Here is a 23384-nt window from a genome sequence, read left to right as displayed (position 1 = left end):
GCCGCAGGCCCTTGCCCCGTCCCCCGGTGCCGCGTCGTCCCGCTCCACCCCGGCACTCTCATCAGCCCCACCCACCCGGCAGGACGGGTCCTTCCCCCTCTCCCGGTGCCGCGCCGTCCCATCCTTCCCGCCTTCCGCACCCGCCCCGACCGCCCCGGTGCCGCAGGCCCTTGCCCCGTCCCCCGGTGCCGGGTCGTCCACGTCTGATAAAAAGTGCCTGGACTGTCCACACCCGAGAACGAGGGGGCTCGGCGAATGACGCAGGACGGCTTCGCCGCCGCAGACCGGATCACGGCCACGCTGGACGCGGCGTGCGCCGCACTTCTCGGCAGCCGCGCCACCCACTACCCGGTCGACGCGCTGACCGCGTTCCGCCGCTCCGCGCACCCGGCCGCCAAGGCCCTGTTCGGGCTGCGGATCAGCCAGATCGGCCCCGGCCTGCTCTCGGTGCCCCGGTTGGGCACCGTGATCGAGGTCTCCGGCACCCGCCGCCCGAACACGACCGCGGGCCGCGAGGCCGTCCCGGTGCTGACCAACCGCTTCGGCGCGTCCCTGCTCGGCCTGACCGACCTGCCGTCGGCCTCCACCCTGCAACTGGCGGTGGAGCCGGCCCCGCTGGGCGACGAGCCGACGGTCGGCTTCACCCCGGCGCTGGCCGCCCTGGCCGAGCCCCGGGCGACGGTGGCCCCGGACGAGCTGCCGACCGGTTCGGGGGTGGAGGCGCGACTGGTGGTCCCGCCGGTGTTCCACACCCTGACGGTCCGCGGTTCGGGCAACGCGCTCTCGGCCCATCTGTCCGAGACCGCCGAGGAGTTGTTCTCCGGCGCGTCCCCGGCCGAGCGCAACGACTTCGCGGTGGTGGCGGCCCTGCTCGCCGAGCGGTTCGCCGCGGCGGACGTCGCGTACGCGGGCGTCGGCGCGCTGGTGGTCGGCGGTCGGCGGGCCCGGGTGTCGCTGGTGGTGTCGACGGTCCGCTGCTCGCAGCCGATCCAGGAACTGGCGGTGGAGCTGTCCACCGACCGCCCGTACGCCGAGGTGTGGACGGTGCTGCTGCCGGCCGGCCCGGCGGCGGTGCTGGTGGAGAGCCGGGCGGTGCCCGCGCTGAAGGAGCTGCGGGACGGCGGCAACGGCGGGGTGAGCACCGTCGCCGAGGCCTTCGTGCCGATGCCGGACGGGAACACCGTGCTGGCCGTGCAGTTCAGCACCTCGGACACCGAGGACTGGGACCTGTACACGGCGGTCTTCGCCGACCTGCTCTGCTCGGTCCAACTCGCCTGGGACGGCGTCGCGGTGGCCCCCGAGCCGGTGCCGGTGGGCCGCGCGCTCCCGGCCCAGGCCGCGCCGCCGGTCGCCGCACCGCCGGTCGCCGCTCCCCCGGTCGTCCAGGCCCCGCCCGCCGCGCCGGCCGTCCCGGCGGCCCCGCTGCCGCCGACCGCTCCGGTCGCGCCGCCCGTCGCGCCGCCGGTCGCCCCGCTGCCGGTGCCCGAGCCCGTGGAGACCGCTGCGGGCACGGCGGTCCGAGTGCCGCCCGCCGACTTCAACCCCTTCGCCGCCCCGGCCCCGGCCGATCTGCCCGCGCAGGCCACGCCGGTACTGGCCTCGCTGGACGCCGCTCCGGCCGCGACCGAGGACCGTCCCAAGGGCACCTTCGTGAAGGTGCCGCCGCCGGACTTCAACCCCTTCGGCCAGAGCGCGCCCCCGGCGGCCGCACCGGCCGCGCCCACGGCCCCGGCCGCGGACCCGTTCGGCGGGAGCGACCCCTTCGCCACGCCCGCACCTGCGGCTCCGGCTCCCGCCGGGGACAGCGAGGAACGCAAGGGCACCTTCGTGAAGGTCCCGCCGCCGGACTTCAACCCCTTCGGCCAAATGGCACCCCCGCCCGCCGCCCCGACGGCCCCGGCCACTGCACCAACCGCGGACCCGTTCGGCGGGAACGACCCCTTCGCCACACCCGCACCTGCGGCCCCGGCCCCGGCCGCCGCGACCGCCGCCGCCGAGGACGGCGAAGAGCGCAAGGGCACCCTGGTCAAGGTCCCGCCGCCGGACTTCAACCCCTTCGGCCAAATGGCACCCCCGCCCGCCGCCCCGACGGCCGCCGCTCCGGCCCCCGCCCCGGTCGTGGCGGCCCCGCGCCCGGCGGCCGCGGCGGACCCGTTCGGCACCACGCTCTCCGCCGAGCCGTCCGACCCGTTCGGCACCGTCACCGGGCCGCCCGCCGGCATCCCGCCGCGGCCGACCACCCCGCCGACCGTCCCGGCCCCGGCCGAACCGGCGGACCCGACCAAGGGCACCCTGGTGAAGGTCCCGCCGGCGGACTTCAACCCGTTCGCTCCCCCGGCCCCGGCCGCCGCGACCGCGGCCGCCGCCCAGGACGGCGAGGAGCCCAAGGGCACCCTGGTCAAGGTCCCGCCGCCGGACTTCAACCCCTTCGGCCAAATGGCACCCCCGCCCGCCGCCCCGGCGGCGTCGGCCCAGCAGGCCCCGCCGCCGCCGGCGACCAGCCCGTTCGGCTGATCCGGCCCGACGCCCCGTCAGAACGGCGAGCCGCCCACCGCGGCTCGCCGTTCGCGTTCCCGCCTGTCAGTGCCCCTTGCGAAGATCACGGCACCGGCCTCGGAGGGAGCAGACGACATGGGTACCTGGGACATCGGCGCGTTCGACAACGACCACGCCGCCGACTTCAGCGGCGATCTGGACGAGGCGGCCCCCGCCGAGCGCGGCGCCCTGCTCCGCACGGCCCTGACGGAGGTCCTGGCCGTCGACGCCGACGACTACCTCGATTCGAACGTGGCGGTGACCGCCGTGGCCGCCGCCGCCCTGATCGCCGCCCAGTGCCCGGGCGGCACCCCGGTCACCACGGCGTACGGCCCGCAGCAGCCCCTCCCGGCCCTCGCCCCGGAGCTGCGCCCGCTCGCCGCGGCGGCCCTGACCCGGGTCCTGGCCGAGGAGTCCGAACTCGCCGAACTCTGGGACGAGACGGACGAGGGCCCGGCCTGGCGGGCGGACGTCGACCGCCTGCGCGCCGTCCTGACCACTGCCGCCACCGCCTGACCGCCATCCGACCGGCCGCCACCGACGGCCCGCCCCGGCGGCCGGTCAGCCGGTGCCGCGCTCGCCGTCGATCCGCTCCGCCAGCAGCGCCATCCGGTGGACGGCGGCGAAGTACCGTGCGGCGTAAGGGTCGTGGGCGAATTCGGGGAGCAGCCTGGTCAGCGCGGCGAGGTGGCTGCGCAGGTGGTCGCGGTGCCGTTCGTCGAGCGGGCCGTCGAGGACGGCGGCCGCGCTGCCGACCAGGGTGGTCCGCAGGATCACCAGGCTGTGGCCCCCGGGTTCGTGCTGGTACCAGCCCGGGGGAAAGGGCATGGTGCCGACCTCGTCCCGGAGCTGTTCCAGGAGATCGGTCCGGTGGTCCGCCATGGCGGTGATCATGCCCTACCGGAGGCCGCGGCGGAACCGCGTCACTCTCACGATTTCCTCACACGGCCGTCGCTTCCCGGTTGCGGGCACGGCAGGTGTCCCCGCAGGTACGGAGGGTGCGCGTTCAGGGGCGGCGGGCCAGGTGGACGGCGTCGGGCAGGCCGCGTCCGACCGCGATCTCCACGGTCCGGACGTCGGTGAACCCGGCGGCCCGGAGCGCCTGTTCGAAGGCGGTGGAGGGGCGGGCGCTCCACACCGCGAGGACGCCGCCGGGGTGGAGCCGGGCGGCGGCGTTGGCCAGTCCGGCGGGGCCGTAGAGGTGGTCGTTGTCGGCGTCGACCGTCCAGTCGGGGCCGTTGTCGATGTCGAGGCAGAGCGCGTGGTGGCGTTCGCCGTCCCGGGCGAGGTGGGCGACCAGGTCGGTGTGCCGGACGTCGACCCGGGGGTCGTCCAGTGCTCCGGCCGAGAACGCGGCGAGCGGGCCGGTGCGGTGCCAGTCGATGATCGCGGCCTCGCGTTCGACCACGGTGATCCGGCCCCAGCGGGGGTCGGCGGCGGCGTGCGCGAGCGAGAAGCCGACGCCGAGGCCGCCGATCAGCACGCTCGGGCGGTCGACCGGGCGCCCGTCGGCGGCGAGGGCGTCCAGCGCGGCGTCGACCAGCAGCCGTTCGGAGCGGCCGTCGGCGGTGTCCATCAGGAAGCAGCCGTTGGCGATGATCTCGTAGTGCCCGCCGCGGCGGCGCAGCGCCACCTCGCCGTACGGGCCCTGCCGCCGGTCGATCACCTCGGCCTCGGGGAGGCCGTCGCGGGTGGGCAGCAGGGGCATCGGGACTCCTCTGGCTCTGGACGCCGTCGTCGACCCCTGACCCTAACCGACCGGGGCGGTCACCTTCCGCTACCCCTGCGGGTCGGGGGTGAGCCCGGCGGGGGCGACCGGCGCGCCGCCCTTCACCTTGGGGTCGCGGTGGCCGCGCCGTTCCAGCCACTTGGCGAACCAGGAGAGCAGCAGACACATGCCGATGTAGACGGGGGCGATCACCATCACCACGGGGATGAACGGCAGGTCGTAGTCGAGGTTGGTGGCGATCAGCTTCCCAGCGTGCAGGAACTCCTCGTAGGTGATCAGGAATCCGAGCGAGGTGTCCTTCAGCGCGACGACCAGCTGGCTGACGATGGTCGGCAGCATCGCCCGGTTCGCCTGCGGCACCAGCACGTACGCCATCACCTGGGTCTTGCGGAGGCCGAGCGCGTACGCCGCCTCCTTCTGGCCCTTGGGGACGGCGAGCACGCCGGCCCGGAACACCTCGGCCAGCACCGAGCCGTTGTAGAGGGTCAGCCCGGCGACCAGGGCCCACATCGGCGGGGCCTTGAGCGCCACGAAGATGAAGAAGATCATCACCAGCAGCGGCATGGCCCGGAAGAACTCCACCACCACGGTGGACGCCCAGCGCACCGGCCGGTGGTCGGAGAGCCGCCCGGCGGCGAACAGCGCGCCGAACGGCAGCGCGAACAGCACCGTCCAGCCGAAGGCCCGCAGGGTGTTGCCGAGGCCGCGGAGCAGCAGTTCCTGGACGCCCTTGTACGCGAAGGGCATCCACTTCTGGTAGGTGAACTGCTGGGTGTGGAACAGCATGTACACCACCCAGCCGAGCACCGCGGCGATCGCCAGCAGCGCCAGCCACCCGTACAGCCGGTGCCGGGCCCGGGCCTTCGGGCCGGGGACGTCGTACAGCGCGGAGGACTCGACCGTCATCGGGACACCGCCACCCGTCGTTCCAGCAGGTTGAACAGGGCGCTGATCGCCAGCGTGAGGACCAGGTAGCCGACCGCGATCCAGACGAAGGTCCAGACGATGCCGTAGCCCAGCTCGTTGATGGTCCGGTAGCTGCCGAGCAGTTCGACCACGCTGAACGAGCCGGCGATCGCGGTGTTCTTCGCCAGCGCGATCATCACGCTGCCCAGCGGGGCGACCACCGAGCGGTACGCCTGCGGCAGCACGACCAGCGCCAGGGTCTGGGTGAACGTCATGCCGAGGCTGCGGGCGGCCTCGCCCTGCCCGGTCGGCACGGTGTTGACCCCGGAGCGCAGCGTCTCGCAGACGAACGCCGAGGTGTAGCAGCCGAGCGCGAGCACGGCGAAGGCGAAGAACGGCAGCGTGATGTCGAACCGGGGCAGGCCCAGCACGACGATGAAGAACAGCAGGGTCAGCGGGGTGTTGCGGAGCACCGTCACCCACCCGGTGCCGAAGGCCCGCAGCGGTTTGACCGGCGAGACCCGGAAGCCCGCGATCAGCACCCCGAGCACCAGCGCCAGCGCCGCGCTGACCAGGGTCAGCCAGAGCGTGCCGAGGAACCCGTGCCAGTAGGTGGACCAGTTGTCGGTCAGGACGTTCATCCGTGCTCCCTCCCTACTGGTAGCGGTCGATGGCGGGCGGCTGCGGCGCGGGCACCCCGGACAGGCCGAGGGTGGCGTCGTACGCCTTCTTCCAGTCGCCGTTCTCCTCGTGCCGCTGCAGCGCGTCGTCGAGGGCGAGGCGCAGCGCGGTGTCGCTCTTCGGGACGCCGATGCCGTACGGCTCGGTGGAGAACGGCTGCCCGACCACCTTCATCTCGTCGGGGACCTTCGCCGCGTAGCCCTGCAGGATCGCGTTGTCGGTGGTCACGGCGTCGACCTGACCGCTGATCAGGTTGTCCACGCAGGCCGAGTAGGTGTCGTAGCCGATCAGCTTCGCCTTGGGGTAGTCCTTCTGGATGCGCTGGTACGGGGTGGAGCCGGCGGCCGAGCAGACCTTCCGGCCGGCCAGGTCCTGCGGGCCGTTGATCTTCGTCTCGTTCTTGCGGACCAGCAGCGCCTGTCCGGCGACGAAGTACGGTCCGGCGAAGCCGACCAGCTTCTTGCGGTTGTCGTTGATGGTGTAGGTGCCCACGTAGTAGTCGACCTGTCCGTTCTGCAGCGCCGTCTCGCGGTTGGCGGAGGCGATGGTGCGGAACTCGACCTGTCCGGGGGCGAAGCCGAGGTCGGCGGCGAGCATCCTGGCGATCTCGATGTCGAAGCCGGAGTACGCGCCGGTGGCCGGGTTCTTCTCCCCCAGGTACGGCTGGTCCTCCTTGGCGCCGACCACCAGGTGGCCGCGCGAGCGGGCCGCGTCCAGGGTCGGCGAGCCGGTGACGGCGTCGGGGCCGCGGACCTGGTAGCTGGGCAGCGCGCCGGGCTGCGGGCCCTTCGGCGGCGGGGTGCCCTCCTTGCCGCAGCCGGACAGCACCGCGAGCAGCAGGAGCACGGGCAGCGCGGGCCGGACGATGTGTTTCCTCAACACCGCCGCCCCTCAGTGCTTCAGGATCTTGGACAGGAAGTCCCGGGCCCGCTCGCTGTGCGGGTCCGCGAAGAACTCCTCGGGGACGCGGTCCTCGACGATCCGGCCGTCGGCCATGAACACGACGCGGTTGGCGGCGGAGCGGGCGAAGCCCATCTCGTGGGTGACCACCACCATGGTCATGCCCTCGGCGGCGAGCGCCCGCATGACCTCCAGCACCTCGTTGATCATCTCGGGGTCGAGCGCGGAGGTGGGCTCGTCGAACAGCAGCGCCTTCGGGTCCATCGCCAGCGCGCGGGCGATCGCCACCCGCTGCTGCTGGCCGCCGGAGAGCTGGGACGGGTACTTGTCGGCGTGCGCGGCCAGCCCGACCCGCTCCAGCAGCGCCCGGCCCTTGGTCTCGGCCTCGGCCCTCGGCCGCCGCCGGACCTTGACCTGGGCCAGCGTCACGTTCTGCAGCACCGTCTTGTGCGCGAACAGGTTGAAGGACTGGAAGACCATCCCGACCTCGGCGCGCAGCCCGGCCAGGCCCTTGCCCTCGGCGGGCAGCGGCCGGCCCTCGATCAGGATCTCGCCGCTCTCCACCGTCTCCAGCCGGTTGATCGCCCGGCAGAGCGTGGACTTGCCCGACCCGGACGGGCCGATCACCACCACGACCTCGCCCCGACCCACCGTCAGGTCGATGCCCTGGAGCACGTGCAGTGGCCCGTAGTGCTTGTCGACCCCGCGCAGTTCGATCAGCGGCTCCCCCACCGGTCGGCCCGGCGGCGGCCCCGCGGTCTCCCCCGGGGCCGTCACCTGCTGCGCCGCCCCTTCATCAGCCAGCCCAGCGCCGCGCCGCCGAGCAGGGTCGCCAGCAGGGCGATCCACAGCGGGCAGGTGACGGTGAACACCCAGAACTGGATCTTCACCTTGTCCAGGTTGGCGAACAGGAACCAGATCGCCAGCACCACGATGACGCCGATGCCGATGTACCGGGTCGGGACGCCCGCGATCTCACCACTGCCACGGGTACCGGACGGAGAACCACCTGATGTCTTGGTCACCTCCGCAGTCTGCGCCCGGACCGGGCCCGGACCGGTGCGCCACCACCGGCCGGGTCGTCCCGTTCACCCGTCCGCGCCACAGCGCGGCGCCCCGGGCCCTCCTCCCTCGCCGCCCTCGGGCCGTTCGTCCCGCCAGGAGCGCCAGAGCGCCGCGTACGGTCCGCCGGAGGCGACCAGCTCCGGGTGCGGGCCGTACTCGGTGATCCGGCCGCGCTCGACCACCGCGATCACGTCGGCGTCGTGCGCGGTGTGCAGCCGGTGCGCGATCGCCACCACGGTGCGGCCCGCCAGCACCCGGGACAGCGAGCGCTCCAGGTGCCGGGCGGCCCGCGGGTCGAGCAGCGAGGTGGCCTCGTCCAGCACCAGGGTGTGCGGGTCGGCCAGCACCAGCCGGGCCAGCGCCAGCTGCTGGGCCTGGGCGGGCGTCAGCGCGGTGCCGCCGGAGCCGACCTCGGTGTCCAGGCCCTCGGGCAGCGCCTCCGCCCAGGCGGTGGCGTCGACGGCGGCGAGCGCGGCCCGCAGTTCGGTGTCGTCGGCCTCGGCGCGGGCGAGGCGCAGGTTGTCGCGGAGCGTGCCGACGAACACGTGGTGCTCCTGGTTGACCAGCGCGACCTCGGTGCGGACCCGCTCGGCGGGCATCCGGGACAGCGGGGCGCCGCCGAGCGTGACCCGGCCGCGGCCGGGGGCGTAGATCCCGGCGAGCAGCCGCCCGAGGGTGGACTTGCCGGCCCCGGACGGCCCGACCAGGGCGACCCGGCTGCCGGGTTCGACGTCCAGCGTGATGTCGCGCAGCACGTCCGTCCCCTCGCGGTAGCCGAAGCCGACCCGGTGCGCCTCGACCCGGCGCCCGACCGGCCGGAGCCCGGCGTCGGTGTCCGGTTCGGCGACCTCGTGGACGCCGACCAGCCGGGCCAGCGAGGTCTGCCCGATCTGCAGTTCGTCGTACCAGCGCAGGATGCGGGAGACCGGGTGCACCAGGGCCTGCGCGTACAGCACCCCGGTGGTCAGGCCGCCCGGGGTGATCCAGCCGTGCAGGGCGAACAGGCCGCCCAGCACCAGGGTGCCGAGCACGGCGAGCGCGTAGGTGCCGTCGACGGTGGGGAACCAGACGGTGCGCAGCCACAGCGTGTAGCGCTCCCAGGAGATCCACTCGCGGATCTTCCGGTCCGTCAGTTCCACCCGCCGGTCGCCGAGCCGGAGCGCCTCCACCGTCTGCCCGGCGTCGACCGTCTCGGCGAGCACGGTGTTGACCGCGGCGTACCCGGCGGACTCGTTGCGGTAGGACTGCGGGGCCCGCCGGAAGTACCAGCGGGAGGTGAGCAGCAGCGGGGGCAGGCCGAACACGGCGGTGGCGGCGAGCAGCGGGGACGTCACCACCAGGGCGCCGAGCACCAGCACCACGGAGACGGCGGCGACCACGAGTTCGGGGACGGCGTCGCGCACCGAGCGGGCGAGCCGGTCGATGTCGGTGGTGCCGCGGGAGACCAGGTCGCCGGTGCCGGCCCGTTCCAGCACGCCGAGCGGCAGCGCCACCGAGCGGACCAGGAAGTCCTCCCGGAGGTCGGCCAGCACCTCCTCGCCGAGCATGCTGCCGCGCATCAGCGACAGCCCGGTGAACACCGACTGGACCAGCAGCGCGCCGAGGTACCAGGCGACGGCGGCCGTCACCCCGGCGGTGCCGCCGCCGGTGGACAGCGACTCGACCAGCGAGCCGAGCACGGCGGGCCCGACCAGCCCCGCGATCGTCGCCGTCCCGTGCAGGCCCACCATCAGGGCCAGGCCGCCGCGGTGCCGCCGCGCCAGCATCCGGCCGTAGGCCCGGACGGCCTGCGGCGAGCCGACCGGCAGCGTGGTGGCCGGCCCCTGCTCGTGGATCGTCGGGGGCTTCACGGTGTGCTCCTTCGCGGGTCGGGGGACGGGCGGACGGCGGTCCGGCGGTGCGGCGGCCTCACCTCGCACCGCCCTCGGCGACGGCGGGGGCGGGGGCGGGGGCGGGGGCGACCGGTGCGCGGTCGGCCTCCTCCCGGGTGACGACCGCGCGGTAGCGCGGATCGGCGGCCATCAGCTCGCGGTGGGTGCCGGTGGCGGCGACCCGGCCGTCCTGGAGCAGCAGCACGGTGTCGGCCCGGTCGAGCAGCAGCGGGCTGGTGGCCAGCAGCACCGTGGTGCGGCCGGAGCGCAGTTCGCGCAGGCCGGCCGCGATCCGCGTCTCGGTGTGGGCGTCGACGGCGCTGGTCGGCTCGTCGAGCACCAGCACCGGCGGGTCGGCGACCAGGGCCCGGGCCAGCGCGAGGCGCTGCCGCTGGCCGCCGGAGAGCGCCCGGCCGCGTTCGGTGATCCGGGCCGCCATCGGGTCGCCGGCGCACTCGGGCGAGCCGTCGACCAGGGCGTCCAGCGCGTCCTGGGCGCGGGCGGCGGTGAGGGCGGCGGCCGGTTCGACCCGGCCGGAGCGGGGCACGTCGAGCAGTTCGGCGAGCGTGCCGGAGAGCAGGACGGGCTCCTTGTCGTGGACCAGCACGGCGGCCCGGGCGGCGGCCAGCGGCAGGGCGGCCAGTTCCACCCCGCCGAGCCGGGCGGAGGGGGCGGGCCGCTCCCCCTCGGCGAGCGCGGGCTGCCCGCCGAGCCGGGCGGCGAGCGCGCCCGCGGCGTCCGGGTCGCCGCAGACCACGGCGGTGAGCCGCCCGGCCCGGGCGGTCAGCCCGCTGACCGGGTCGTGCAGGTCGGAGCGGGCGGCCCGGCGGAGCAGCTCGCCCACCGCGGCCCCGTCCAACTGCGCAGCCTCCGAAGCTTCCTGACGCTCCGTCGGTTCGCCGTCCCGGGTGAGCGAGAGCACCCGGACGGCGCGGCCGGCCGAGACCCGGGCGACGCTCCAGGCGTGCGCGGCCTCGCCGAGCACCCGCAGCGGGGCGGCCAGGAAGGCGGCGGCCCCGTAGACGGCGATCAGTTCGCCGATGCCGAGCGAGCCGTCGAGGGCGAGGCGGGCGCCGTACCACGTCACCCCGATGACGAACAGGCCGGGCAGCAGCACCTCTTGGGCCTGCATGACGGCCCACGTCCGGGCGGTGCGGACGGCGGCGGCCCGGACCTGCTGGGAGGCGGCCCGGTACCGGCGCAGGAAGAGTTCCTCGCCGCCGATGCCGCGCAGCACCCGCAGGCCGGCCACGGTGTCGGCGGCGAGCGCGGAGGCCTTGCCGCCGAGCGCGCGCTGCTCCCGGTAGCGGCGCTCGAACGGGCCGAGCAGCGGCCAGACGGCGGCGGCCAGCACGGGCACCCCGAGCAGCACGGCGAGGCCGAGACCGGGCTGCCGCCAGAGCACCACCAGGCCGACGCCGAGCCAGGCCAGCACCGCGCCGTACAGCCGGGCGGTGAGCTCGACGTACCAGCCGATCTTCTCGACGTCGCCGCTGGAGACGGCGACGATCTCGCCGGTGGCGATCCGCCGGCTCAGCCCGGCGCCCAGCGCCGAGGCTTGACGGGCCATCAGCTGGCGGACCTGGGAGGCGGCGTGGATCCAGTTCCAGACCACCTGGCGGTGCAGCAGCACCGTCATCGCGGTCTGGCCGGCCGAGAGCAGCAGGGCGAGGCCGCCGGCCGCGAGCAGCGCGCGGGTGTCGGCGTCCACGACGGCCTGGACGCCGCGGCCGACCGCGACGGGCAGGCCCGCCATGCAGCCGAGTTCGAGGGTGCTCCACAGGGTGGCGAGCAGTTGGCCCCGGCGCTGGGCGCGCTGCAGCCAGCGCAGGAAGGCGAGCGGGGAGCTGAGGTCGGGGCTGCCCGGGTCGGACAGCGGCAGGGGGACGAGCGGCATGGTCGCTCCGTTGCAGGGCGGGGGCACGGCGGGGACACGGCAGGGGCGCGGCACGGGCACGGCGGAGGCACGGGCACGGGCACGGGCACGGACACGGCGGGCGCGCCTCGGAACGGCGCACCGGGAGAGTGGTCTGCGTCACATGCCGGTGAGCCTCGCCGTCCGCGACCGGCGCACGCAACAGGTTTTCCGGCGGATCGGCCCGATCCGGCCGCCGACCCCGCAGGTCTTCACCCGTTCCGGGGAACCCACCCGAATCGGGAATAGACCGCTGTTCACGGCCGTTGCGGCCCTTCCGGAAGCAGACGGACGACCGAAGGGCACTCCTTCCCGTGAGCAGCACTCCCGCAGTACCCCAGATCCCCGTGGTCACGCTGAACGACGGCACCCGCATCCCGCAGCTCGGCTTCGGCGTCTGGCAGGTGCCGGACGCCGAGGCCGTCCCGGCGGTCCGGGCCGCGATCGAGGCGGGCTACCGCTCGATCGACACCGCCGCCATCTACGAGAACGAGGCGGGCACCGGCCAGGCGATCGCCGAGTCCGGCGTGGCCCGCGACGAGCTGTTCGTGACCACCAAGCTGTGGAACTCCGGCACCGTCGACTGGTCGGGGCCGCAGGGCCGGGACCGGGTCCGCCGCGCCTTCGACGAGTCGCTGTCCCGGCTCGGCCTGGAGCAGCTGGACCTGTACCTGATCCACTGGCCGCGCCCGATGCACGGGAACACCTTCCTGAACATCTGGCCGGTCTTCGAGGAGCTGCGGGCGGAGGGCCGGGTCCGGGCGATCGGCGTCTCCAACTTCCGGGTGCCGGACTTGGAGCTGCTGCTCAAGGAGTCCGCGGTGAAGCCGGTGCTCAACCAGGTGGAGCTGCACCCGTACTTCCCGCAGGAGGAGCTGCGCGCCTTCCACGCCGAGCACGGCATCGCCACCGAGGCGTGGAGCCCGCTCGGCCAGGGCAAGGACCTGCTGGCCGAGCCGGCCCTGCTGGCGGTCGCCGCCAAGCACGGCCGCACGGCGGCCCAGGTGGTGCTGCGCTGGCACCTGCAGTCCGGCGTGGTCGCCATCCCGAAGTCGGTGACGCCGGCCCGCATCCGGGAGAACCTGGACGTGGCGGGCTTCGAGCTGGACGCCGAGGACCTCGCCGCGATCGCCGGGATCGCCACCGGCAGGCGGATCGGCCCGGACCCGGCCGGTTTCGACTGGAACTGACGCCTCCGCGGCACCCCGAAGGGGCCGACACCACCAGCAGCCCGAAGGGGCCGACACCTGGCGTGGTGTCGGCCCCTTCGGGTTCGCCCCGGCCGGTGCCGCGTGACCGGCCGGGGCGTGGTCGCCGCCCGAACGAACGGGCCGCGCTTTGCAGAATCGTTACCTCGTAACGGTCAGAGCCTGGCCGTCTTGGAGAGCAACGCCAGCGCCTGCGCGTGCTCGTGCGGCTCCAGCGGGGCGAGCAGCGCCTCCTGGACCTCGCGGACCCCGGCGGTGGAGCGGTGCAGCAGCTCCTGGCCGGTCGGGGAGAGCGAGAGCAGGTTGCGGCGCCCGTCCGAGGGGTCGCGGCGGCGGAGCACCAGGCCGCGCCGGACCAGCCGGCTGACCATCTCGGCCATCGTCGCCTTGTCGAGCGAGGCCAGCTCGCCGACCGTGCGCTGGTCGGCGCCCGGTTCGGTCTCCAGCGCGTCCAGCACGGCGTACTGAGGAGCCGTCAGCTCGGTGCCGACCTTCTCCGACCAGAGCTTGGTGTGCACCTGCTGGGCGACCCGGATCAGGTAGCCGATGGCCCGCTGGGCGTCCAGCGTCGGCCGGGCGTCCGCCATCACGGCGACCGCGGCCGGTTCGAGGCGGGCTATCCTCGCCATGATCCGGACGATTTCCAGCTGCTCGTCCGGGCCGAGCGGCTCGAACAGGGTCCGCTGGACCCGGACCACGCCGCCGGTCGCCTCGCGCACGGCCTGAGCGCCGTTCTGCGAGAGCGCCAGCAGCTTGCGGCGGCCGTCGGCGGGGTCGCGGCGGCGGAGCACGAGGCCCCGCCGGACCAGCCGGGCGACCATTTCGGCCATCGTCGCCTTGTCGAGCGAGGCCCGTTCGCCGACCGTGCGTTGGTCGGCTCCGGGCTCCAGGGCCAGTACCAGCAGCACCGCGAACTGCGGAGCCGTCAGCTCGGTACCGACGTATTCGGACCACAAGCGGGTGTGCACCTGCTGGGCCACGCGGATGAGGTGACCGGGCGACTGCTGCAGTCGGCCGGGCACGCGGGTTGTCGGGATCTCCCCCAGCACCATGAAATCCGTCCCGGTGTCACGCTCTGGGTGTGTGTGGGACACCCGAGCGGGGCAGTAACGGCGAGTGAGCATCCCGCTGTGAGTAAGGACGCTGCGGCCGTGCAGCCGGTGGCTGCTGGCGCACACTATACAAACGGTCGGCCTGGACCGGCAGGTAGGGGCGCAGAGTAGTCGCAGGATCGGCGAAGTTGGCATATTTCCCCCGTATGTCGGGACCGCTCCCGACCCGGTTCACCCACCCGGCCGCCAACCGCACTCACCCTCTGTCACCTGCGGCGCTGCCCCTGGCCGGAAACCTTACTCGCGGGTAGGGTTTCTCCGCTGCGCCTTGCGCCACTCATTTATTTCTCATCCTGGGATCGGCGGCGCGCGCCGGTCCCGTCGTCCGACTTCGAGAGAGACGAGTACGAAGATGACCGAGCAGAGCACGTCCGTGACCACCCCTGTTCCGGCGCGGGTGGCCGTGGTGACGGGTGCGGCCCGTGGGATCGGCGCGGCCACCGCGCTGCGGCTCGCCGCCGACGGGTACGCGGTCGCCGTGGTCGACCTGGAGGAGTCGAACGCCAAGGGCACCGCCGAGGCGATCGAGGCCGCGGGCGGCCGGGCGCTCGCGGTCGGCGCCGACGTCTCCGACGCCGCGCAGGTGCAGGCCGCGGTGGACCGGATCGCCGCCGAGCTGGGCGCGCCGGTGGTGCTGGTGAACAACGCCGGCGTGCTCCGCGACAACCTGCTGTTCAAGATGTCCGAGTCGGACTGGGACACCGTGATGAGCGTGCACCTCAAGGGCGCCTTCCTGATGACCCGCGCGGTGCAGAAGCACATGGTGGACGCCGGGTTCGGCCGGGTGGTCAACCTGTCCTCCTCCTCCGCCCAGGGCAACCGCGGCCAGGCCAACTACTCGGCGGCCAAGGCTGGTCTGCAGGGCTTCACCAAGACCCTGGCGATCGAGCTCGGCAAGTTTGGTGTCACCGCCAACGCGGTCGCCCCGGGCTTCATCGCCACCGACATGACCGCGGCCACCGCGGCCCGGGTCGGCATGGAGTTCGAGGCCTTCAAGCAGGCCGCCGCCTCGGCGATCCCGGTCCAGCGGGTCGGCACCCCGGACGACATCGCGCACACCATCTCCTTCCTCGCCTCCGAGGGCGCCGGCTTCGTCTCCGGCCAGGTCATCTACGTGGCGGGCGGCCCGCTCGACTAGTCGGCGCCCCACCGGGCCCGGGGGCGGGCGGCTTCGTGGTGCGGCGGGCGGGAGGCGGGTCCAGACTCGATGGCAGACCTCCCGCCGCCGACCCCGGCGGCGGGCGCCCCGCCGGGCGGCCCCGGGTCCGGGCCCGCCCGGCGCTCCATCGACGGAGGACACCGATGACCGATGCCACGGACAGCGACTCCATGCCGACCCCCGACCGCCTGCTGCACACCGGGGCGGAGCACCCGGTCGACCCCGAGGACCTGGTGATGGCCTCGGGCCGCACCCCCACGCCGGAGCTGGTCGAGAAGGCCAGGAAGGAACTGGCGGAACACGGCGCGGCGGCCGTCGAACGCCTGCTGCCCTGATTCCACCGCACACCGGTGCGGAGGCGGCCGATTTCCCCGCGGAAATCGGCCGCCTCTTTCGCGTCCGCACCACCTGCCGGGTATGCGGGAAAGCCGCCGGAGCGCTGCGTTCCGCCGCATCCGATGGCCCTGTCCCGAACCGTCTCCATACCGGTTGAACTGCGCGTATGCGAAACTTCCGGCCGCCGTCCGCCGCCGGGCGGAATTCCCCCGGAAAAGGCCGGACGGATCGGAGCGGACCGGTGATGTCGGCGACGTGCCGACCTGGCCCGAATGCTCCGGGAATCGGCTGCCGACCGTGCCGCCGGTGCGGTCTCAGCCCGTCCAGGCGCGCTCGACCACGCCGTCGCGCACCGTCAGGTTGAGCCGGTCGGAGCGGTACTCCATGGTCAGTACCGCGTCCGGGGCCACCGCCCGGACGGTGCGCCGGCCGCGGGCGGCGGCCAGTGCCCGGGCCCGCTCCTCGGGCAGGCCCGGGTAGTCCTCGATCCGGTCGTCCTCGATCCGGTCGTCCATCGTCCCGCCTCCCGCGCCGTCCCCGGTCCTACCCTGGAAGGGTAGCGAGGGAGGCGGTCGCGGATGCGACGGGCGAGGACCCCGAGGGTGTGGCGCAGCGGTACGGAGCCGGCCACCGCGCGCACCGACCTGAAACTGCGGTTCCTGCTGTCGGTGCTGTTCCTGCCGTTCTTCGCGCTCTGCACCGCGGGCTTCGCGCTCTGGGCGGCGCTGGCCGCCCCCGGCGACGTGCCCGGCGCGGGCACGCTGACGGTGTTCGCGGTGGCCTGCGGGGTGCTGACCCTGGTGGCGGCGGTGGACCTGTGGGTGGTGGTGCGCCGCCGCCGGACCGAGCTGTAGCGGCTAGCGCGCGCCGACGGCCTGCTTGACCAGGGTGCGGCCGAAGTCCCACATCAGGCCGCTGCCGCGGTGGGCGTCGTCCATCACCTCGGTGAAGGCGTCCAGGAAGCGGTCGACCTCCTTCTCGGTGATGATCAGCGGCGGGATCAGCTTGATCACCTCCAGGTGGTCGCCGGAGACCTGGGTGAGGATGCGGTGCCGCTGCAGCAGCGGGACGACCACCATCTGCGCGAACAGGCCCTTGCGGGCGGCCTGCAGCGCCGTCCAGCCGGTGCGCAGCTTGAGCGACTTCGGGCGGCCGAACTCGATGCCGATCATCAGGCCGCGGCCGCGCACCTCGGCGAGCAGTTCGTAGCGTTCGGTCAGCGCGGCCAGCCGGGCCTTGAACAGCTCCCCCACCCGGGCGGCGTTCTCGACCACGCCCTCCTGCCGCATCACGTGCAGGGTGGCCAGGCCGGCCGCCATCGCCTGGGCGTTGGAGCCGAAGCTGGCGGAGTGGACGAGGACGCGGTCCATCGAGGAGTAGACCTTCTCGAAGATCCACGACTTGCCGAGGGTCGCGCCGATCGGCACGTAGCCGCCGGAGAGCGCTTTGGCGGCGCACACCAGGTCGGGGTGGACGCCCTCCTCGGCCTGGTGGGCGAAGAAGGTGCCGGTGCGGCCGACGCCGGTCTGCACCTCGTCGCAGATCAGCAGTGCCTTGTGCTCGTGCAGCAGTGCCTGGGCGGCGGCCAGCCAGCCGGGCGGCGGGGCGAGCACGCCCTTGCCCTGGATCGGCTCCACGATCAGCGCCGCGACGTCGCCCTTCTTCAGCTCCTTCTTCAGCGCGGCCAGGTCGCCGAGCGGGATCGCGGTGTCGGGCAGCAGCGGCTCGAAGCCCTTGCGGAAGCCGCCCTCGCCGTTGACGGACAGCGAGCCGACGGTGAGGCCGTGGAAGGCGTGGTCGCAGTACAGGACGCGGCGCTTCCCGGTGGCGCACCGGGCGAACTTGAGCGCGGTCTCGACCGCCTCGGTGCCGCTGTTGCCGAAGAACACCCGGTCCAGGCCGGGGGCCAGGGCGATCAGCTGCTCGGCGAGCAGGCCGGGCAGCGGGGAGCAGTCGAACCGGGTCAGGTCGGCCGTCTCCAGCTCCATCACCTGCCGGATCGCGGCCCGGACGGCGGGGTGGTGGCGGCCGAGCGCGAAGATGCCGAACCCGGCGAGCATGTCGAGGTACTCGTTGCCCTCGGCGTCGTAGAAGTACGGGCCCTTGGCGCGCTGGTAGGTCCGGTCGAAGCCGATGGTGTGCAGCATCCGGGGCAGCTGCGGGTTGAGGTAGCGGGCGTGCAGCTCGTAGCGCTCGCCGCCCCGGGCGTCGAGCAGGGCGGCGAGGTCGAGCGGTTCGGCCTGGGTCACGCTGGTTCGCTCCAATCGGTGGCTACTTGCGCGGCACCCGGGGCCGGTACTCCTGGGCGCCGGTCCGCGTGCCGGGCAGCAGGCGGCGGGCGTGGGCGGCGGTCTGGGCGGCGACGCCGGTGCCGGTGAGGCCGATCTCCTCGAGGATCTCGCCGCGCGAGGCGTGCGCCAGGAACTCCTGCGGGATGCCGAGGTCGCGCAGCGGGGTGTCGACCCCGGCGTCGCGCATGGCCTGGGCGACGGCGGCGCCGACGCCGCCGGCCCGGCCGTTGTCCTCGACGGTGACCACCATCCGGTGCGCGGCGGCCAGCGCGACCAGGGCGGGGTCGACGGGCTTGACCCAGCGCGGGTCGACGACGGTGGCGGTGATGCCGTCGGCGGCGAGCAGCGCGGCGGCGTCCAGGCAGGCGGGGGCGGTCGCGCCGACGGCGACCAGCAGCACGTCGGGGGCGGGTCCGGTGCGGGCCAGCACGTCGACGCCGCCGATCCGTTCGAGGGCGGGGATCTCCGGTCCGAGGCCGCCCTTGGGGAAGCGCACCACGGTGGGGGCGTCGTCGACGGCGACGGCCTCGCGCAGCTGCTCGCGCAGCCGGTCGGCGTCGCGCGGGGCGGCCAGCCGGAGGCCGGGGACGACCTGCAGGATCGACATGTCCCACATGCCGTTGTGCGAGGCGCCGTCGGTGCCGGTGACGCCGGCCCGGTCGAGCACGAAGGTGACGCCCAGCCGGTGCAGCGCGACGTCCATCAGGACCTGGTCGAAGGCCCGGTTGAGGAAGGTCGCGTAGACCGCGACGACGGGGTGCAGCCCGCCGGTGGCCAGCCCGGCGGCGGAGGCGACGGCGTGCTGCTCGGCGATGCCGACGTCGAAGGTGCGGCCGGGGTGGGCGGCGGCGAACGGGCCGAGGCCGACCGGGTCGAGCATGGCGGCGGTGACGGCGACCAGGTCGGGGCGCTCGGCGCCGAGGGCGAGCATCTCCTGTCCGAACACCGAGGTCCAGGAGGCCCCGGCGGCGGGCGAGATCGGCAGGCAGGTGTACGGGTCGATCGGGGCGACGGCGTGGAAGCGGTCGGCCTCGTCCTGCTCGGCGGGCCGGTAGCCGCGGCCCTTGACGGTCAGGCAGTGCACGATGACGGGGCCGCCGAAGTTCCGGGCCTGGCGGAGCGCCTGTTCGACGGCGGCGGTGTCGTGGCCGTCGATCGGGCCGAGGTACTTGAGGCCGAGGTCCTCGAACATGCCCTGCGGGGCGAAGGCGTCCTTGAAGCCCTTCTTGGCGCCGTGCAGGGCGTCGAACAGCGGCGGCCCGACCACGGGGGTGCGTTGCAGGGCGTCCTTGCCCCAGGCGAGGAAGCGCTCGTAGCCCCGGGTGGTGCGCAGGGTGGCGAGGTGGTGGGCGAGGCCGCCGACGGTGGGGGCGTAGGAGCGTTCGTTGTCGTTGACGACGATGACCAGCGGTCGGTCCTCGGCCTCGGCGATGTTGTTGAGTGCCTCCCAGGCCATGCCGCCGGTGAGCGCGCCGTCGCCGATCACGGCGACGGTGCAGCGGTCGACGCCGAGCAGCTGGTCGGCCTTGGCGAGGCCGTCGGCGTAGCCGAGCGCGGTGGAGGCGTGCGAGTTCTCGATCAGGTCGTGCGGGGACTCGGCGCGCGAGGGGTAGCCGGAGAGGCCGTCCTTGGCGCGCAGCCGGGTGAAGTCCTGCCGGCCGGTGAGCAGCTTGTGGACGTAGCTCTGGTGGCCGGTGTCCCAGAGGATGCGGTCGTGCGGGGAGTCGAAGACCCGGTGCAGGGCGATGCTGAGCTCGACCACGCCGAGGTTGGGTCCGAGGTGGCCGCCGGTGCGGGTGACGGCGTCGATCAGGAAGTCGCGGATCTCGTCGGCGAGCAGGGGCAGCTGCTCGGGGCGCAGCCGTCGGAGGTCTTCGGGCCCGGTGATCCGGCTCAGCAGTGGCATGGCGTCCCTCTCCCGGCGTGCGGTGCGGTGGAGTGTCGCTCTCCAGCCTGCGGCCCGGCGGGCGCGGTCGCCTGTCGGCGTGGGCCGCCCGCGCCGGGCCTGACGGGCGGTCAGACCGCCTTGGGCGAGGCGAGGGTCTCGCGGGCGGCGCGGATGGACTCCTTGAGCGAGCCCATGGTGGCGAGCACGGCGGTCGGCTCGTAGCCGCAGTGGGCCATGCAGTTGTCGCAGCGCGGGTCGCGGCCGCGGCCGTACTTGTCCCAGTCGGTCTTCTCGATGAGTTCGCGGTAGGTGGGGACGTAGCCGTCGGACATCAGGTAGCAGGGGCGCTGCCAGCCGAACAGCGAGTAGTTGGGGATGCCCCAGGCGGTGCACTCGAAGTCGACCTTGCCCTCCAGGAAGTCCAGGAAGAGCGGGCTGTGGTTGAGCCGCCAGCGGCGCCGGTTGCCGCCGGCGAAGGCGGTGCGGAACAGTTCGCGGGTCTGTTCGACGCCGAGGAAGTGGTCCTGGTCGGGGGCCTTCTCGTAGGCGTAGGCCGGGGAGATCATCATCTCGTCGACCTTGAGGTCGTCGTTGAGGAAGTCCAGCACCTCGACCACGGTCTGCGCGGTGTCGGTGTTGAAGAAGGTCGAGTTGGTGGTGACCCGGAAGCCGCGCCGCTTGGCCTCCTTGATCGCCTCGACGGCCTCCGCGAAGGTGCCCTCCTTGGCGACCGAGGCGTCGTGCCGCTCCTCCAGCCCGTCGATGTGGACGGCGAAGGTGAAGTACGGCGACGGGGTGAAGTTGTCGAGCTTCTTGCGCAGCAGCAGGGCGTTGGTGCACAGGAAGACGTACTTGCGGCGTTCCACCAACTGGCGGACGATCTCGTGGATCTGCGGGTGCATCAGCGGCTCGCCGCCGGCGATGGAGACCATCGGGGCGCCGCACTCCAGCACCGCGCCGACCGCCTGGGCGACCGGCATCCGCTGCTTGAGGACGCCCGCGGGGTGCTGGATCTTCCCGCAGCCCTCGCACTTCAGGTTGCAGGCGAACAGCGGCTCCAGTTCGACGATCAGCGGGAACTTGTCCCGGCGCCGGAGCTTCTGCTGCATGAGGTAGGTGGACACGCGGATCGTCTGACGCAGCGGCATGGCCATGGCTTAGCTCGCCTCCTGGGGGAGCGTCGAGGGCTGTGGGGTCGTCAGCTGGGCGGGCGCGGCGGCGAGTTGCCGGTGCCACGCGGTGAGGGCGGGGACGGCGGCGCGCAGGGCCCGCCAGGCGCGCACCCCGGCGGGCAGCGTGCCGGGGCGGAGCAGTTCGTGGTCGGGGGTGTCGACGACCACCCGCAGCACGGCCGCGGGCAGGTCGGGGGCGTGTGCGGCCCGGGCGGCGAGGACGGCGGCGGCCTCCATGTCGACGGCCAGCGCGCCCTCCCGGTGCAGCCGGGCCCGCCGGGGGCCGCGCACCACCTGGTCGACGGTGCGGTGGGTGCCGAGGTGGACCCGCAGGCCGGCCTCCTCCAGCGCGGTGGCCAGCGCGGGCGCGGAGGCCAGCGGGTACGCGTTGCCCTCGGGGTCGGTGACCCGGTCGGCGACGATCACCTCGCCGGGCCGCACCCCGGGGCCGAGCGCGGCGCCGAACCCGGCGACCAGCAGCGCCCCGTAGCCGCCCGCGTCGAGCAGGGCGGCGGCCTTCCGTCCGGCGGCCTTCCGGCCCATGCCGGTGCGGGCCAGCACCGGGGGGCCGCCGGCCGCGCCGGACCAGTCGCCGCCGCGCAGCGCCCAGGCCTCGGGGCCGAGCGCGCAGAGCACCAGCAGCGGCCGGTTCACCGTTCACCGCCGAGGCCGAGGCCGAGCGGGGCGTCGTGCAGGTAGCGGCCGAGCGCGGTGACCGGGAAGATCAGCCGGTACAGGTGGTAGTTGATGGAGAAGTCCCAGGGGAAGCCGGTGCCGGTGAACTGCGGTTCGTCCCACGTCCCGTCGGGGCGCTGGGTGGCGGTCAGCCAGGCGACGCCGCGCCCGACCTGCGCGGAGTCGCGTTCGCCGGCGGCGAGCAGCGCCATCAGCGCCCAGGCGGTCTGCGAGGCGGTGGACTCGCCGCGGCCGGCCCAGGTGGCCGGGTCCTCGTAGGAGCGCATGTCCTCGCCCCAGCCGCCGTCGGCGTTCTGGCGGTCCGCCAGCCAGGCGACGGCGCGCCGGATCGCCGGGTGGTCGGGGGCGAGCCCGGCGGCGACCAGGGCGGGCAGCACCGAGCCGGTGCCGTAGATGTAGTTGGTGCCCCAGCGGCCGAACCAGGAGCCGTCGGCCTCCTGGTGGCGCAGCAGCCAGGCGACGCCGCGCCGGGTGCGGGGGTCGCGGGTGCGGCCGGTGTCGGCGAGCATCTCGACGACGTGCGCGGTGACGTCGGCCGAGGGCGGGTCGATGACCTCGCCGAAGTCGCAGAACGGCAGCTTGTTGGGGAGCGGGCTGGTGTTGTCGGCGTCGAACGCGCCCCAGGCGCCGTCCTTGGACTGCATGCCGAGGTTCCAGTTGACGGCCCGTTCGACGGCGCCGGCCAGCCGGTCCCGGTCGGGGTGGTCGACGCGGCGCAGCGCGAGCACCACCTCGGCGGTGTCGTCGATGTCGGGGTAGGTGTCGTTCTGGAACTCGAAGGCCCAGCCGCCGGGGGCGAGCCGGGGGCGCTTGACCGCCCAGTCGCCGCGGGTGGTGATCTCCTCGCCGAGCATCCAGTCGGCGGCCCGGACCAGCGCGGCGTGGTCGCCGGGCAGTCCGGCGTCGCGGAGCGCGACGACGGCCAGGCAGGTGTCCCAGACCGGGGACTGGCAGGCCTCCATCCAGCGCTTGCCGTCCTCGGTGTGCACGGTGAAGCCCTCGAAGGCGGCGAGTCCGGCCTTCATCACCGGGTGGTCGAGCCGGTAGCCGAGCAGCCGGAGCGCGATCAGCGAGTAGACGGCGGGCGGCTGGATGCCGCCCCAGCAGCCGTCGGCCTCCTGCCGTTCGACGATCCAGGCGGCGGCCTGCCGCAGGGCGAGCCGGCGGACCGGCTTGACGGCGTGCCGGTGGTAGCGGTGCATCAGCCGGTCGAGCCGCTGGAACAGTCCCTCCCAGCTGTGCGAGGGGGCGAGCGGCCGGGCCGGGTAGGGGTTCGCCGGGTCGGTGTGCAGTTCGGCGAGCCCGAACGGGGCGGGGCGGACCGGGCGGTGCGCGGAGACCACGGTCAGCGGGACGATGGTCTGCCGGGCCCACTGGCCGAAGGAGTAGATGTTCAGCGGCGCCCAGCTCGGCAGGAACAGCAGTTCGGGGGGCAGTTCGGGGAGCTTCTCCCAGGGCCACCAGCCGAACAGGGCGAGCCAGATCCGGGTGAACACCCGGGCGGCGGCGATCCCGCCGCGTTCGCGGACGAAGGCGGCGGCGGCCCGCATGTGCGGCGCGTCGGGGGCGTCCCCGGCGAGCCGGAGCGCGACGTACGCCTCGACGGTGGTGGAGAGTTCCGGCGGGCCGCCGTGGAAGGTGGCCCAGGTGCCGTCCTCCCGCTGCCGGGAGCGGACCCAGGCCGCGGTGGCCCGGGTCTGCTCCTCGGTGCGGATGCCCAGGAACTCGCGGAGCAGCAGGTCCTCGGCGTCCATGGTGACGTTGGTCTCCAGGTCGCCCTTCCACCAGCCGTCGGCGTGCTGGAGTGACAGCAGGTGTGCGGTGGCGCGGCCGAGCGCCGCCGCGGGTGAGGAATCGTCGGATCGTACTGGTGCTACTGAGGCTCCAGGGTCGAGCCTTCCGCCCGCGGTTGCTGTCACT

The 23384-nt window shown here is 74.2% G+C and carries 22 protein-coding genes; 6 read left to right on the top strand and 16 right to left on the bottom strand.

Annotation, left to right across the window (positions count from 1 at the left end; all coding sequences use genetic code 11):
• Positions 1-255 precede the first annotated feature (255 nt).
• Both ACIQBJ_RS19130 and ACIQBJ_RS19125 read left to right on the top strand, forming a co-directional pair.
• The gene (locus tag ACIQBJ_RS19130; RefSeq protein ID WP_400711229.1) at positions 256-2514 is read left to right on the top strand and encodes a hypothetical protein; all 2259 of its coding nucleotides are present in this window, start codon (positions 256-258) and stop codon (positions 2512-2514) included.
• A gap of 117 nt (positions 2515-2631) precedes the next feature.
• Positions 2632-3051: a DUF4259 domain-containing protein gene (locus tag ACIQBJ_RS19125; RefSeq protein WP_400711226.1), complete on the top strand. Its 420-nt coding sequence runs from the start codon at positions 2632-2634 to the stop codon at positions 3049-3051.
• 45 nt (positions 3052-3096) lie between these two features.
• On the opposite strand, the gene ACIQBJ_RS19120 is transcribed toward ACIQBJ_RS19125, so the two are convergent.
• The 9 genes from ACIQBJ_RS19120 to ACIQBJ_RS19080 all read right to left on the bottom strand — a co-directional run bounded on the left by ACIQBJ_RS19120 (position 3097) and on the right by ACIQBJ_RS19080 (position 11584).
• The gene (locus tag ACIQBJ_RS19120) at positions 3097-3417 is read right to left on the bottom strand and encodes a hypothetical protein (RefSeq protein WP_400711223.1); all 321 of its coding nucleotides are present in this window, start codon (positions 3415-3417) and stop codon (positions 3097-3099) included.
• 124 nt (positions 3418-3541) lie between these two features.
• Complete coding sequence (locus tag ACIQBJ_RS19115; protein ID WP_400711220.1) at positions 3542-4243, bottom strand: spermidine synthase; 702 nt, start codon at positions 4241-4243, stop codon at positions 3542-3544.
• A gap of 69 nt (positions 4244-4312) precedes the next feature.
• Positions 4313-5170 (bottom strand): amino acid ABC transporter permease, encoded by an 858-nt coding sequence (locus ACIQBJ_RS19110; protein WP_400711217.1) that lies wholly within the window; start codon positions 5168-5170, stop codon positions 4313-4315.
• Positions 5167-5811 (bottom strand): amino acid ABC transporter permease, encoded by a 645-nt coding sequence (locus tag ACIQBJ_RS19105; protein ID WP_400711214.1) that lies wholly within the window; start codon positions 5809-5811, stop codon positions 5167-5169. The genes ACIQBJ_RS19110 and ACIQBJ_RS19105 overlap by 4 nt, the downstream gene beginning before the upstream one ends.
• A 13-nt stretch (positions 5812-5824) precedes the next feature.
• Positions 5825-6733 carry a glutamate ABC transporter substrate-binding protein gene (locus ACIQBJ_RS19100; protein WP_400711211.1) on the bottom strand — a complete coding sequence of 303 codons (909 nt, stop codon included), beginning with the start codon at positions 6731-6733 and terminating at the stop codon, positions 5825-5827.
• A 9-nt stretch (positions 6734-6742) separates the two neighbouring features.
• Positions 6743-7471, bottom strand: coding sequence for an amino acid ABC transporter ATP-binding protein (locus ACIQBJ_RS19095; RefSeq protein ID WP_400711407.1), 729 nt, complete (start codon positions 7469-7471; stop codon positions 6743-6745).
• Between the two features lie 53 nt (positions 7472-7524).
• Positions 7525-7776 (bottom strand): LapA family protein, encoded by a 252-nt coding sequence (locus tag ACIQBJ_RS19090; RefSeq protein ID WP_400711208.1) that lies wholly within the window; start codon positions 7774-7776, stop codon positions 7525-7527.
• Between the two features lie 63 nt (positions 7777-7839).
• A complete protein-coding gene (locus tag ACIQBJ_RS19085) occupies positions 7840-9666 on the bottom strand; it encodes an ABC transporter ATP-binding protein (RefSeq protein WP_400711205.1) in 1827 nt (608 codons plus the stop codon).
• Positions 9667-9724: 58 nt separating this feature from the next.
• The gene (locus tag ACIQBJ_RS19080; protein WP_400711202.1) at positions 9725-11584 is read right to left on the bottom strand and encodes an ABC transporter transmembrane domain-containing protein; all 1860 of its coding nucleotides are present in this window, start codon (positions 11582-11584) and stop codon (positions 9725-9727) included.
• 332 nt (positions 11585-11916) lie between these two features.
• Here ACIQBJ_RS19080 and ACIQBJ_RS19075 point away from each other — a divergent pair, with 332 nt between their 5' ends.
• Positions 11917-12792 carry an aldo/keto reductase gene (locus ACIQBJ_RS19075; RefSeq protein ID WP_400711199.1) on the top strand — a complete coding sequence of 292 codons (876 nt, stop codon included), beginning with the start codon at positions 11917-11919 and terminating at the stop codon, positions 12790-12792.
• A 173-nt stretch (positions 12793-12965) separates the two neighbouring features.
• On the opposite strand, the gene ACIQBJ_RS19070 is transcribed toward ACIQBJ_RS19075, so the two are convergent.
• Entirely contained in the window at positions 12966-13766 is an 801-nt protein-coding gene (locus ACIQBJ_RS19070) for a MarR family winged helix-turn-helix transcriptional regulator (protein WP_400711196.1), read from the bottom strand.
• A gap of 508 nt (positions 13767-14274) precedes the next feature.
• Here ACIQBJ_RS19070 and fabG point away from each other — a divergent pair.
• Entirely contained in the window at positions 14275-15060 is a 786-nt protein-coding gene (gene fabG / locus ACIQBJ_RS19065; protein WP_400711193.1) for a 3-oxoacyl-ACP reductase FabG, read from the top strand.
• 164 nt (positions 15061-15224) lie between these two features.
• Complete coding sequence (locus ACIQBJ_RS19060; RefSeq protein WP_400711190.1) at positions 15225-15416, top strand: hypothetical protein; 192 nt, start codon at positions 15225-15227, stop codon at positions 15414-15416.
• Positions 15417-15731: 315 nt separating this feature from the next.
• On the opposite strand, the gene ACIQBJ_RS19055 is transcribed toward ACIQBJ_RS19060, so the two are convergent.
• Entirely contained in the window at positions 15732-15932 is a 201-nt protein-coding gene (locus ACIQBJ_RS19055; RefSeq protein ID WP_400711187.1) for a proteinase inhibitor I78, read from the bottom strand.
• Positions 15933-16019: 87 nt separating this feature from the next.
• Here ACIQBJ_RS19055 and ACIQBJ_RS19050 point away from each other — a divergent pair, with 87 nt between their 5' ends.
• Entirely contained in the window at positions 16020-16271 is a 252-nt protein-coding gene (locus ACIQBJ_RS19050; RefSeq protein ID WP_400711184.1) for a DUF6343 family protein, read from the top strand.
• 3 nt (positions 16272-16274) lie between these two features.
• On the opposite strand, the gene ACIQBJ_RS19045 is transcribed toward ACIQBJ_RS19050, so the two are convergent.
• The 5 genes from ACIQBJ_RS19045 to shc all read right to left on the bottom strand — a co-directional run bounded on the left by ACIQBJ_RS19045 (position 16275) and on the right by shc (position 23383).
• Positions 16275-17666 carry an aspartate aminotransferase family protein gene (locus tag ACIQBJ_RS19045; protein ID WP_400711404.1) on the bottom strand — a complete coding sequence of 464 codons (1392 nt, stop codon included), beginning with the start codon at positions 17664-17666 and terminating at the stop codon, positions 16275-16277.
• 22 nt (positions 17667-17688) lie between these two features.
• Positions 17689-19614: a 1-deoxy-D-xylulose-5-phosphate synthase gene (dxs, locus tag ACIQBJ_RS19040; RefSeq protein ID WP_400711181.1), complete on the bottom strand. Its 1926-nt coding sequence runs from the start codon at positions 19612-19614 to the stop codon at positions 17689-17691.
• 110 nt (positions 19615-19724) lie between these two features.
• A complete protein-coding gene (gene hpnH / locus ACIQBJ_RS19035; protein ID WP_400711178.1) occupies positions 19725-20750 on the bottom strand; it encodes an adenosyl-hopene transferase HpnH in 1026 nt (341 codons plus the stop codon).
• A gap of 3 nt (positions 20751-20753) precedes the next feature.
• The gene (locus ACIQBJ_RS19030; protein WP_400711175.1) at positions 20754-21422 is read right to left on the bottom strand and encodes a 1-hydroxy-2-methyl-2-butenyl 4-diphosphate reductase; all 669 of its coding nucleotides are present in this window, start codon (positions 21420-21422) and stop codon (positions 20754-20756) included.
• The gene (gene shc, locus ACIQBJ_RS19025; RefSeq protein WP_400711172.1) at positions 21419-23383 is read right to left on the bottom strand and encodes a squalene--hopene cyclase; all 1965 of its coding nucleotides are present in this window, start codon (positions 23381-23383) and stop codon (positions 21419-21421) included. Before shc ends, ACIQBJ_RS19030 begins: the two co-directional genes overlap by 4 nt.
• Position 23384 lies beyond the last annotated feature (1 nt).

This window comes from Kitasatospora sp. NPDC088391 (assembly GCF_044753345.1).
GTDB lineage: Bacteria > Actinomycetota > Actinomycetes > Streptomycetales > Streptomycetaceae > Kitasatospora.
Note: the sequence above shows the minus strand (reverse complement) of the source record. Positions and strands in the feature narration are given on the sequence as shown.